General features: G+C 32.6%; 13 protein-coding genes. 9 read left to right on the plus strand and 4 right to left on the minus strand.

Features of this window, described 5'->3' with window-relative positions; translation table 11 throughout:
- Positions 1-207: 207 nt before the first annotated feature.
- Entirely contained in the window at positions 208-1,275 is a 1,068-nt protein-coding gene (locus tag D8M03_RS16245; protein ID WP_147404833.1) for a hypothetical protein, read from the plus strand.
- A gap of 57 nt (positions 1,276-1,332) precedes the next feature.
- Here D8M03_RS16245 and D8M03_RS16250 read toward each other — a convergent pair whose 3' ends face one another.
- Complete coding sequence (locus D8M03_RS16250) at positions 1,333-1,692, minus strand: hypothetical protein (protein WP_121215847.1); 360 nt, start codon at positions 1,690-1,692, stop codon at positions 1,333-1,335.
- 336 nt (positions 1,693-2,028) lie between these two features.
- On the opposite strand from D8M03_RS16250, the gene D8M03_RS16260 reads away from it, so the two are divergent.
- A complete protein-coding gene (locus D8M03_RS16260) occupies positions 2,029-2,886 on the plus strand; it encodes a DUF7662 domain-containing protein (protein ID WP_121215849.1) in 858 nt (285 codons plus the stop codon).
- A gap of 100 nt (positions 2,887-2,986) precedes the next feature.
- Here the strand turns inward: D8M03_RS16260 and D8M03_RS16265 are convergent, their stop codons facing one another.
- Positions 2,987-3,454 carry a hypothetical protein gene (locus D8M03_RS16265; RefSeq protein WP_121215850.1) on the minus strand — a complete coding sequence of 156 codons (468 nt, stop codon included), beginning with the start codon at positions 3,452-3,454 and terminating at the stop codon, positions 2,987-2,989.
- 164 nt (positions 3,455-3,618) lie between these two features.
- Here D8M03_RS16265 and D8M03_RS16270 point away from each other — a divergent pair, with 164 nt between their 5' ends.
- The 6 genes from D8M03_RS16270 (at position 3,619) to D8M03_RS16290 (ending at position 9,728) form a co-directional block, all read left to right on the plus strand.
- The gene (locus tag D8M03_RS16270; protein WP_121215851.1) at positions 3,619-4,059 is read left to right on the plus strand and encodes a helix-turn-helix domain-containing protein; all 441 of its coding nucleotides are present in this window, start codon (positions 3,619-3,621) and stop codon (positions 4,057-4,059) included.
- 259 nt (positions 4,060-4,318) lie between these two features.
- A complete protein-coding gene (locus D8M03_RS16275; protein ID WP_121215852.1) occupies positions 4,319-5,131 on the plus strand; it encodes a hypothetical protein in 813 nt (270 codons plus the stop codon).
- Between the two features lie 399 nt (positions 5,132-5,530).
- Complete coding sequence (locus D8M03_RS18015) at positions 5,531-5,665, plus strand: hypothetical protein (protein ID WP_281272172.1); 135 nt, start codon at positions 5,531-5,533, stop codon at positions 5,663-5,665.
- Positions 5,666-6,170: 505 nt separating this feature from the next.
- Positions 6,171-7,379 carry an ISL3 family transposase gene (locus D8M03_RS16280; protein ID WP_121215853.1) on the plus strand — a complete coding sequence of 403 codons (1,209 nt, stop codon included), beginning with the start codon at positions 6,171-6,173 and terminating at the stop codon, positions 7,377-7,379.
- Positions 7,380-7,574: 195 nt separating this feature from the next.
- Entirely contained in the window at positions 7,575-8,873 is a 1,299-nt protein-coding gene (locus D8M03_RS16285; protein ID WP_121215854.1) for a hypothetical protein, read from the plus strand.
- Between the two features lie 129 nt (positions 8,874-9,002).
- Positions 9,003-9,728 (plus strand): hypothetical protein, encoded by a 726-nt coding sequence (locus tag D8M03_RS16290; RefSeq protein WP_121215855.1) that lies wholly within the window; start codon positions 9,003-9,005, stop codon positions 9,726-9,728.
- A 363-nt stretch (positions 9,729-10,091) separates the two neighbouring features.
- Here D8M03_RS16290 and D8M03_RS16295 read toward each other — a convergent pair whose 3' ends face one another.
- Both D8M03_RS16295 and D8M03_RS16300 read right to left on the minus strand, forming a co-directional pair.
- Entirely contained in the window at positions 10,092-10,325 is a 234-nt protein-coding gene (locus D8M03_RS16295; RefSeq protein ID WP_121215856.1) for a hypothetical protein, read from the minus strand.
- A 44-nt stretch (positions 10,326-10,369) separates the two neighbouring features.
- Positions 10,370-10,912 (minus strand): hypothetical protein, encoded by a 543-nt coding sequence (locus D8M03_RS16300; protein ID WP_342768820.1) that lies wholly within the window; start codon positions 10,910-10,912, stop codon positions 10,370-10,372.
- 138 nt (positions 10,913-11,050) lie between these two features.
- Here D8M03_RS16300 and D8M03_RS16305 point away from each other — a divergent pair.
- A partial coding sequence (locus D8M03_RS16305; RefSeq protein WP_147404834.1) for a helix-turn-helix domain-containing protein occupies positions 11,051-11,213 on the plus strand: 163 nt, incomplete at its 3' end.

Genomic DNA, 11,213 nt, shown 5'->3' on the forward strand with positions numbered 1-11,213 from the left:
TACCTCCTGTTAAACGTTGTTGGTCCAACGAGGAGTGTAACTTTATTGGATAATGTTGACAAGTGGTTTTTTCATGCATAAATTAATGTCCGAATGGTACATTTTTAGTTTGCCATAACCACTCAAATAATAAAAGTTGATGATTATCTTAATAAAATTACACCAATCATGTTGAAAAATGTAGGTATTTATTCCATAGATGATCGTTTGAAATATGCAAAGTTTTGGAATTCTAAATTCAAAAAATTAGATGAAGAGATTAGAAAGTTAAATATAGAAGATAATGTTTCTTTGATTGAAGAGTTAAGAAAAGTGAAAATTATTTGTTCGGCTATTGATGATATTTTAAGTGTTTTAAATAGACATAACTATTATAAATTAGAGGAGCATATAAAAAATGACTTCAATGATATTTTTAAAGCTATGAATTTCAATGAAATTCCTTCATTAAAAATAAAGGATATAAAAAATAATATATCGTTAGAAAATTACGATTACATACTCCATGAATTAAACGATGTAAGTCATAGTAATGCTAAGAGGTATACAGCCGTAATTACTTTAAATAAGTATTATGAGAAGGATAGTATTAAAAGTTTAATAAAATTTGTAACACAGGAAATACGTCGAAGAAAGTATTATAGAAATAAAAAATTAGAAAACATTCATATTGATAGAGATGCTGATGTAGTTTGGCTTTATATTGCAAATGACACATTTGATGTAAAAGTAACAAATTGGATTTGCAAATCTATGTGGGTTTCTGCAGACCTTTTAAAAGAATACAGACCACTACCTTTAAAATCAAATGATAATGTAGATGATATTGAAATTGAATGGAATGATTCATATGGAAGTTATCGAGAGCTATATAAAAAGTTTGAAGGATCTAAAGAAAGCGTATTATTATCAGTGGATTCTATCACGAGTAAGTTAATTGAACATGGAAATTTAGCGATTGAAATATTCGGAAATTATAAAAATAAATCAATCACAGAAGACGAGTTAATAAAAATAATTACTGAGAAATATGAAGAAGTAGATAATTTGTATAACTCAGCAAGCGAGATTGAATTATCACCTAATGATATTAAATCTTATGTAGATGATTGTTATAATTTGATTTCGATAGTTCATGAAATGTATAGAAATTATATTAGTGTTAATAAAGGGTTATCAACTGCTCAAAATAGAGCATGGCTATTTGAAAAAGCAATCAAAGATTTTACAAAGCTAAAATTTGTAATCGAGCACGAAAGGGAAAAAATACGTTGAAAATAGTATAAATCAAATATAGAGGAGCCCGCTTAATGCTGGCTCCTCTAAGTATGATCACCAATACTCAGGCACTTCAAAAGGTTTATTAAAATATTTACTTTCACCCTTATCATCTAAAAGCCACTTTTTCTTACGAGATGTATTCGATAATACACTAAGCTCCAATCGAAAGTCAGAGTTGATTATTGTTGGTAGTTGGTAAAATAAATCCTTTTGAATGTTACTGTATGCGTTTGCTCGTACTTCAGCGAAAGCATTTGGCGCGATGTCCGTATTCAGCCATTTTAAACTTGTCCATTTCTCTAATGAAATTGACACAGCATTTATGTAAGGTTCGAAATCTGTATCGCTTACGAATCGATTGTGGAAATAGATTGGATGTAAATAGAGTGTTTCTTCAATGAAAAAAAGCATATAAGCTTCTACGATGGCTTTTGCCTCGAAGTGACGATAGTAATTAATATTTAGTTCAATTATTTTCTTTGAATGTATAATTATCTACCATCCTCTTAGTGATGGTTTCGGTATTGTGGTACGATTTTCGAGTGAATTCATGAGTAGTACCATTGATAATAATCCTAATATTGGACGGAATAGTTTGTTTCTGATTGTAATAATTAATAAACTCAGTAATAGACGGAAATGTTTTCATTTAAGCTACCTCCAAGATATATAATTATTGATTATGTTTTTTGTAAAATATAATTTACAATAAAAGGATAATGGTTTCAAGGGTTAAAGGAGGACGAAATGAGTCGTTTAAAAGCGGGAAGATATGTGCTATTACAGCATTATTTAATGAATGTATCAGCCAATGAAATAAAGCTTTCATTTAGTGAGATAGAATCAATTATAAAGGAATCTTTGCCAGCCTCAGCGTATAAATATCCAGCGTGGTGGGGCAATACTGAGCGCTCACAAAAACATGCAGTTACATGGTTACATGCTGGCTATAAAATTAAAGAAATTAATTTCGGTAATTATGTAATATTCATTAAAGCAGAGGTAGTTGAAAGTAAGGTATCATTTAAGGTCGACCATAGCAACCAAGCCAAGGTTGTTGAGAATACAGAAGCGAGCTACATTGAAAAAATCTCGAACAAACTGATGGAAGCTCAGGCTTTTCTAAATAATGAGGAAGTTGACGCTTTTTCTAAGATAGAGGTTATTGAACAATTTGAACTTTTAAAAGGTCTTCGAAGAATACTCGGCAATGTTGATAATGATATGAGCTTCTTAGGTTGTCTATTAATCAAAGAGTTTCTGCAAAGTAGACACGATTTCCCTGAATTAAACATGGCTTTAAAGGCGCAAGGTTCTCCAGGTCTTGATATTGATGAAATGACTGTGGATGGAAAAAGGGTGATTGGTGAGTTAAAGACAACCTACCCTTACAAAGAAAATGATCTTGGTGCACAGCAAAAAAATAGCTTTTTAAAGGACTTTGATAAGTTACAACGTAATGATGCTGAGTATAAGTATTTCTTTTTAACAGAACAGCATACTTTTGATATAGTTTGTGCGAAATATTTAAATCATTTACAAGGTGTTTATATTGTCTTGTTGCCCGATGCAATAGAGGATAGTAAATGGATCAATTCTGTTTAAGAAATTACATGTAATGTCGTCGAGAGTTTGCAAAAATTAAATATGTCTAAATAATGCAGAAAAGCAGTTCTTTAAAAGATCGGCTTTTCGCTTTGAAAAATTAAAAATTACATTCAATTGCGCCTGCATCTATATTTATGATGAAATGGTCCATATTTATTACTTCATCTTTTGTTGCTTCATCTGCTTTAATGACCGCTTTTTCATTCTCAACTAATAAGTCGATATATGGCGTATAGTCGATAGGCTCAATTTCGCCTGTTTCAATATTTTCGCTACCATTTTTCGTTAATTTTTTAAATACGTTATCCATGTATTTCTCATACAAATCTACATTGCCAAGTTCTATAAACTTAAATAACAGTGTACCATCATGCGCAATGGCATCTTTTTCTGCTTGCTTCCACTCGATTAAATCAAATAGTTGACTCAGCTTTGAAAAATTATTTGTTTTAGCCAGCTTAGATAACGCCTCTTTAGTTTCATTAAATTTGCAGTGAAGATACATTTCACAAAAAGAGCCGTACAGCTGGTTATCTTTTTGAAATCCAATGTACATCGAATTCAAAATAATCAGCCCTTTCTATTTTTTGTAAATATTATATTTAATGTAAAAGATTTTTTTCAAGAAAATAGTTTTAAATTCTCTCTTCCAATCTATCATATAAAGATCATTTGATCAGAAAAATGGCATTCCATTTGTGGAATAATACGTGAAGGAGAGGATTTAGTATGGAAAAAGATGAAATGCTGATTTCGGACAATTTCGGAAAAATGTTGAAATCGTTGCGCAAGAAGAAAGGGCTTTCGTTAGAACAGGTTGCATCCAGAGCAAATCTAAGTGCCTCGTACTTGCACCGATTAGAAAAAGGTACAAGGAAATCTCCTGGCTTCACAAAGATTATCAAATTAGCTGAAGCTTTAAAAGTAGAGCCCTCTGTTTTGGTTGGTGTGGAGCTTAATAGTTCTAAAAGCGCTTTAAGTATTAGCGAACTTTTCTTCAATCACACAGTGGAGCATAATGAGGAAGTATTGGATGGTTCAACAAAGGCATTGTTAGTAGAATTAATTGAAACCGTTCTTTTATTGAAATTTGAGCGCGATAGCCTTGATTCCGATTTACAACAATTATTCGAAATCGTCATTGATTTAAAGAAAGAAGAGCAAAAATAAAATTTCTACGGCGACAGACGCACTGTTGCCGTACTACATAATTTATATTTCAGAACGTATGTTTCTTTTTGTTTGACTATAGCCAAATCGTTTTTTATAATGTTCTCAAATTAATCGTGAGGTGATGTATATGTTGAAGCGATGCGATTTAAAATCTGAATGTGGTTAGCACTTACCTGTATCTAATAAGGTGAGTGCTTTTTTTGTGCAAATATAATTTACCAAAATCGTAATTGGTGATGTAATGGAGGCGAAGTATATGAGCAGGAACGGTTCGATGAAAGAAGCAATTTTAGGGGTTTATTTAAAAGAGCGACCTGACAAAATTAGCGAAGTATTACGTTTTGAAGTGGACCATTTGGCATTGGAGCAGAAGCACGGTGCGTATCATGTCGATGTAAAAGCTGTCGATAAGAAAAGACGTATTCCAATATTATTTGAACTGCAGGTAACGCAAGCCACTGCAAACTATTTAAAACGCTTAAAGCAGTTAGTTGTTATTAACCCAGAGGCTGTCATTGTTTGGGTGGCACGTTCATTCGATGAAGCAATACTAAATGAATTACAGCAATGGCTTAAGCAAAATCAGCCATCTTATGCAGACTTTTATGCAATTACGTTAAATGAAGAGGCATTAACAATATTACAACAACTTAATGACATGTATAAATTGGACATTTATGACAATCTGCATCTATTAGATGAAGTAGATCCACTGTTATCAATCGTGTTACAAAGTAAACGAGTTCCAAAGAGCCATTGTGGACATTTGAACATTGAGCCACCGCCATTAAATTACGAATTAGATCAGGATGTAAAACGCGGGCTACTATTACATTTAAGAAAGACGATACCTGAGTTTCTAAATTTTCATTACGATAAGAAGGCTAACCAATATGACAAAATCTTAAATATTGGCGCAGGAAAATATGGTGTAACTTATAGATGCTCAGCTACCGACCGTCGAGGGAGAGCATTTGTAGAATTGTATTTCGATAAATGTCTTCCGAAGAATATCAGGCGTTTAAGTTACAACTGGAACAATTTCGAGAAAAGATTCACCCAGATTTAACTTTCGATAAGCGACGCATTGGCGTTTATTTCACACCAGCAAATACGCATGAACAGACGTTTGAACAAATTACAGAAATTTTCCGCAACATGATTAAAACCTTTTCGCCGTATTTTTACGGAGGAAAGCCAATAGAACGCACTAACCTGCCTAACAAGAGGCAAGAGGTGATAAGCCATCAGCTCGTGTTTTTCGAAGAGCGCGATTATGAAACAGAAGATAGCTACCGTATAAGACTTGAAAGCTTAGAAGAAGGCTTTAGCGGTTATTATTGAAAAGCTCAAACATGGTCAATTTTGCTCCATATTGAAAAATGGGACAACTATGAATATCATATAAGTAAATGCAAATAGAAGCATTGAACAAAGTATATAACCCATTAAAGGAGCAATTATTTTTATGAGTAAAGTACACTTTGAAGACGTGCTGAGTCAAAGTTCGAATGGCGTTCCAGTGAATGTCTATTTAGCTGTGAAGCAAGTGGAGGATGCGATTAGATTATTTGCACATGATCAACTAAAAAATCTGCAATAGCGTAACGCTGTCAGAGAGTTAGACGATTTATGGAAAGTCAAACAATTTGAATCTGAATTAAAGGAATGCGATAAAGGTGTTGATTTAGATCCGTATGTTATCTATATAATTATTCAACAACATTTAAGAGAGTGCGAACTTTATATAACTCGAACGCTACGATCCACTCAATTAATTAATGAAGGATTAGGAATGCTATATGCCATTTATCAGGCTTATAAAGAGTTAAGCACAATGGATTTGCCAGCAGATATTAAAGTTATGAGTATCGAGAGTGATTTTAATCAGTATCTTCAATCAATCAATAAAAAACTAATCCAATAAATAGATTTGAAAGAGGTGATGCTAACAACAGCGCGCCTCTTTTTATTATTAGCCTAAATAAAGGTTCTATATTAATTGTTGGGGTTTTCCTACAATTTTTGAAAAAGAAAATGCACAACATCATCTATTTTTCTATACTTGAATTGACTAGAAACAAGTAGAAAAAAGTGAGTTGTGCAGTATGAATTTTAACATGGAATTACCAGGATTAAAAGGTGTAAATATTGAGGATATCATCGAACAAGAAAATCGTATTTTAGTCTATGTTTCGATGCCTCTAAAAGAACATAGTTGTCCAACATGTGGTGAAAAAACGTCAAAAGTACATGATTATCGAACACGGAAAATTGGGCATCTATCGTTTTGGGGACGTTTAACAAAATTGATGTATAGATGTCGCCGTTATCGATGCACTTGCGGGAAGCGTTTTGCCGAAAAAGCTCCATTTGTCGAGCGTTATCAACGTTTTTCTAAAGAAGTGAATCAAGCGATGATTATTCAATCTGTTCAATCAAAAACTTTTAAAGATGCGGCAATGACACTTGGTACATCTATTTCAACAATCATTCGAAGATTTATCAAACAAGCAAAAGCAGCGTTACCAGAAGGATTCCGTTTACCAAAGGCGATTGCCATTGACGAATATAAGGCAGATACAGATGCCGGAAAATATCAGCTTATTATAGCGAATGCGGAAACACATGAACCCATTGATATTCTGCCAAATCGCCGACTCCAAACGATAAAAACATACCTCCAAAAATACGGACAAGATGTGGAAATCGTAGTGATGGATATGAATGGTAGCTTTAAAGCAGCGGTCCATCAAGCCTTGGCCAAACCAATTATTGTAGCGGATCGATTCCATTATTGTCGTTATATTCATTGGGCTCTGGATGATGTCCGAAGAAAAGTTCAAAAAGAAATGCATGCCTATGATCGTAAAAAGTGTAAGCGAATGCGATTTGTTTTACATAAAAATTCTGCCAAACTATCAGATGATGAGCGTTGGTATTTAAATCGCTATCTAAGTTTATCACCTGAATTGAAAAAGGCATATGAATTAAAAGAAGCGTATAAACAGTGGTTTACACAAGCGAAAGAAGAAAACAATATTCAGAAGATTAAAGAGGGGTTAGAAGCATTTTACCGCAAGGTAGAAGAAGCAAGTATCCCTTCATTTAAAAAACGTATCCAAACACTAAAAAACTGGCAAATAGAAATCTTGAACAGTTTTGTATTTGATTATTCAAATGGCTTTTTAGAAGGGATTAATAATAAAACAAAAGTGCTCAAGCGAAATGCTTATGGATTCCACAAATATGAGCACTTTAAAGCAAAAATTTTATTAGGTCACATGTATAAAAAAATAGGGTTGCATGTTGGATAAGAGAGCGAAGCGAGCCGCGACCTGCCATCTATTCCTTACTCGCTACGCTTCGGAAGAAATAGATGGCAGGAAAGTTACCGTACAAATAGATTTTCTTGTTCTCTCATGTCTTACCCCAACATTTGACAAAGGACCTAAATAAATACGTTTTATATGTTATTATTTTACATATATAGATTTGGAGGTTGGATTTGAATGAACATACCTATATCTAATAAATATAATAACTGCAGGATTTTACATTGTACTAATAATATAAATAATTACAACTTATGCGTTCAAGAAGAAGTTGCAGGGTTTAGAACAAGAATAGCAGAAAAAGGCGATATGGTATATTTTGCTGTAATAAATGACAAAGCTACTATTTGTGGAGCGAGAGGAATACTCGAAGAATTGACAGATTATAAGCCGTGGGAAGATGCAGATAATTATGTTCAATCATGGAAAATTAAGGATATTGAATACTGTAATCCGTTTGAACTTAAAGTTTTGGCGGATATTGGTGGGAACTCCTGGGCATTAAAATATGTACAAGCTTCTAAAACTATAAAAGATCAAGAAGCTATTGAATTACTTAATAATGTTTTTATAAGTAATAAAACGAATGATTTTAAATTAATATCTCTTGAAGGGGATGAAATTTCAGAGGATAGCTATTCTGGGGATATTGAGGAAATCGATGATTTTGAAGGAAATGAGGATTACTCTATAGAAAAGTTAGACATTATGGGAACGTTTCAGACTATCCGTTTTAGAAATGAAACCGATCGTGTAAGAGGTCTTGAACCGTTAGTTACAGAGCATTTTTACTCATTATTTCAGCATTTTAATATAGAAAAGACAATTCTGATTGCACAGAACAGATTGTTTTCATCAGTTGGTATAAAAAATAGCAATGACGAAAATATAAATGGGATTAAGGGTATTCCAGATGCATTATTAATATCTTATGATAAAAGTTCAAAGAAAAGCCCATTTAAAATTAACTTAATTGAGTATGAATGCTATGGGGAAACTAAATATCGAACACAGCAAAAATTTAATTATTTAAATGGGGTGATTATTCCACAACTTATGAGATTTGCATCAACATTTAGTATCGTTACTGATAACAATATCAGAGAAAAAACAATCGATCGTTGGGTGGATAAAATAATAGATCATATAAATGATGAACCGACGTTGATAGAAAAGGTTAATAAATGGATTCAAGAGTTACATCCGAATATTAAAGAAAGACAAATAGAACGATATTTAGAAAAAGAATTAAGAGATGCGTTTAAATCAAATATACGTATTATTTTAATAATTGACGAACTAACAATTGAACAAAAAGATACTATGTCAAATATAATTAATTCATTTAAATTAGATAATAGTTATAGTTCTAATAAAGATAATTTTGTAGAGTTTGCCTCTTATGTAGTTAGATTAGAGGAAAAAATAGGGATAACGGATACTAATGCACGATTTGCACTTGCGTTTCAAGAGTAATTTGAATTTATTTCGGTTAATGAAAATAATATTGTAATTAAAGACTCATGATACTATAAATTCCTTTTTTATTTATGTGGGATAGTGAAAAGGTATATTTTAAATGGCTATAGGAAGATGGTAATTAAAATGGATTCTTATTTTGTTGATTATGCAACGAATATTATAGGTGAAACAAATTATGGTCTATCTGGCACAGAAATCGCAAGATATTGCTCAGAATTTGCGATAAAATACAATGTTCCGATACCGTATGGCTCTTATCCTTTTCCTAAGACGCTTGCTAATAAGCGAACGGCTTTAAGAGAAAATGTTAATAAATTTTCAGGGGAACAACAATTTGAAATTATTTTATCGTTATGCAATTTAAATAAATTCGAACAAAATGAGTCCGTTAAGGAAGTAAAAGTTCGATTATTGAAAAATTATGGTTCTACATATGGATTTAATAAAATTGTTGATGCAGAAGTTATTGCTGAAACATATCATTGGTTAAAAGATTATCCAAAAGCTTTTGAAAAATATAATGATGGCCTAACAAAGTTTGAAGCGAATCTGTTTGAAAGAAATGCAATTGATGATATGCGATTATCTTTAGAATTGGTTGTCAAAAGCTTATTAGGTAATGAAAAGAGCCTCGAAAATCAATTGCCTGAAATTGGGGCGCGGTTAAAAGAACAAGGTATATCATCTGAAATAAGAAATATGTACGTTAAAGTTCTTGAGTATTACACTAAGTATCAAAATGCATATATTAAACACGATGATCGTGTAAATAAAAATGAAATGGAATACATCATAGAAATAACAAGCTTAATGATGAAGTTTTTAATAAAAACCTTACGTGCTAAATAATTATATGTTATGGAGTAGGAAGCGTTCCTTATAGTTAGGAACAAAACAGTATTAAAATAGTTGATCCAGAGTCATTTTAGTTTCAAAGCCTATTGGTGATTTGTCATCAGTAGGCTTTCCTGCGTTTGTAACATATTGGAATGCGTCATGCAAATAGAATTGCAAGTAGATTATCGATTACGGTTTAAATGTAATTGTAGTACAAATATATTTGTCAACGATTTATATTAATAATCTCAATCTGTTTGTGCATCTATTTGGATTAGATTTTCGATTATAATTGCGATTAGAGTTGGATTATATTATTGAATATATGTACAAGTGCGGGAAAAGTCCCGCTATATTGTTCAGAAACTAACTTAATTAAAATAGTTGATCTATAATCATTTTATCCTCTAAGCTTATTGGTGAATCGTCATCAATAGGCTTTTCTACGTTTGCAATTACTTGAACAGCTCCTAACTTATCAGCAATTGCCTGCGCTAATGCATCTACTGAGTTATTTGGAATGGTCCTGTTCATATCATTACGAATTAAGTTGCGGATATAGCAACTCAAGCTTTGTCCCTGCTCTCGAACCGTTTGCAAATGCTCCATTAAATCGTGATCTTCCGTTAGAAAGCTTATTGTTATACGGTTTCTCATACATTATTTTTGATTTTTAAAATTTGTAGGAAGGATTTGACGTTAGCGAATTGCGGATTGACCACGATTTTAGCATGAGGGAAATGTTCTTTAATGCAATTGTGCAGTAGTAGAGCGCCACCGCCACAGAAGGTAATATTCGTGTTGTTAAATGTGTAGCCACGGCTTTTAGCAAAAGAGATAATTTCTTGGAAATGTGAATCTTTTATTTGTTCAATTAAATGATGACTGTCGGTGACGATAGCTCCCTCATACATTAAATATCCATCGTGAATGATACGCTCAAGGTCATTAGATTCTACAGCGATGTTGAACTTTTCATTAATCATTCGTCCGATTTTCCCTTTTAAAATATTGCATCCGTTATTTGAAACAACCATACTATTAAAATTTGGTGTTAAACCATCGAACTGACATAGCGTCGCATTCAAGCCTCCCACGTCGACTACGCACGTATTAATATTTTTTGTTACATTCACATCATGAAAAACTGATCCAACGCCCTCAAATACTGTAATGGTATTACGAAGTTCAAACATAAAAGGTACACCGTTGACCTCAATCATAATAGGATTATTAAAGTTTTCAATGAATTCAAGGTAACGCTTTTTGGAAGAGGCATCCTTATACGCTGAAATAGGGATATTGACTGCGACTTTTAAATCGACAGTTGAGGGATGAAAATAGAAACTTACTTTGAGTTAGGTTATTCTATTCGACAAATTGCAGAATTTCTCAAGAGAAGTCCATCTACAATTTCAAGAGAGTTACGACGACATCTAAATTGTTCTCCTGAAGAGGCTCAAGCTCGATATCATAGTAATAAATCGAAGTGTGGAG

Source organism: Ureibacillus endophyticus (genome assembly GCF_003628435.1).
GTDB classification, from domain to species: Bacteria; Bacillota; Bacilli; order Bacillales_A; family Planococcaceae; genus Ureibacillus; species Ureibacillus endophyticus.

Coding starts and splice junctions, on each gene's coding strand:
- D8M03_RS16270 (WP_121215851.1), top strand. CDS start 3,619: ATGGAAAAAGATGAAATGCTGATTTCGGACAATTTCGGAAAAATGTTG.
- D8M03_RS16300 (WP_342768820.1), bottom strand. CDS start 10,912: ATGTTTGAACTTCGTAATACCATTACAGTATTTGAGGGCGTTGGATCA.
- D8M03_RS16260 (WP_121215849.1), top strand. CDS start 2,029: ATGAGTCGTTTAAAAGCGGGAAGATATGTGCTATTACAGCATTATTTA.
- D8M03_RS16250 (WP_121215847.1), bottom strand. CDS start 1,692: ATGCTTTTTTTCATTGAAGAAACACTCTATTTACATCCAATCTATTTC.
- D8M03_RS16285 (WP_121215854.1), top strand. CDS start 7,575: ATGAACATACCTATATCTAATAAATATAATAACTGCAGGATTTTACAT.
- D8M03_RS16280 (WP_121215853.1), top strand. CDS start 6,171: ATGAATTTTAACATGGAATTACCAGGATTAAAAGGTGTAAATATTGAG.
- D8M03_RS16295 (WP_121215856.1), bottom strand. CDS start 10,325: ATGGAGCATTTGCAAACGGTTCGAGAGCAGGGACAAAGCTTGAGTTGC.
- D8M03_RS18015 (WP_281272172.1), top strand. CDS start 5,531: ATGAGTAAAGTACACTTTGAAGACGTGCTGAGTCAAAGTTCGAATGGC.
- D8M03_RS16290 (WP_121215855.1), top strand. CDS start 9,003: ATGGATTCTTATTTTGTTGATTATGCAACGAATATTATAGGTGAAACA.
- D8M03_RS16275 (WP_121215852.1), top strand. CDS start 4,319: ATGAGCAGGAACGGTTCGATGAAAGAAGCAATTTTAGGGGTTTATTTA.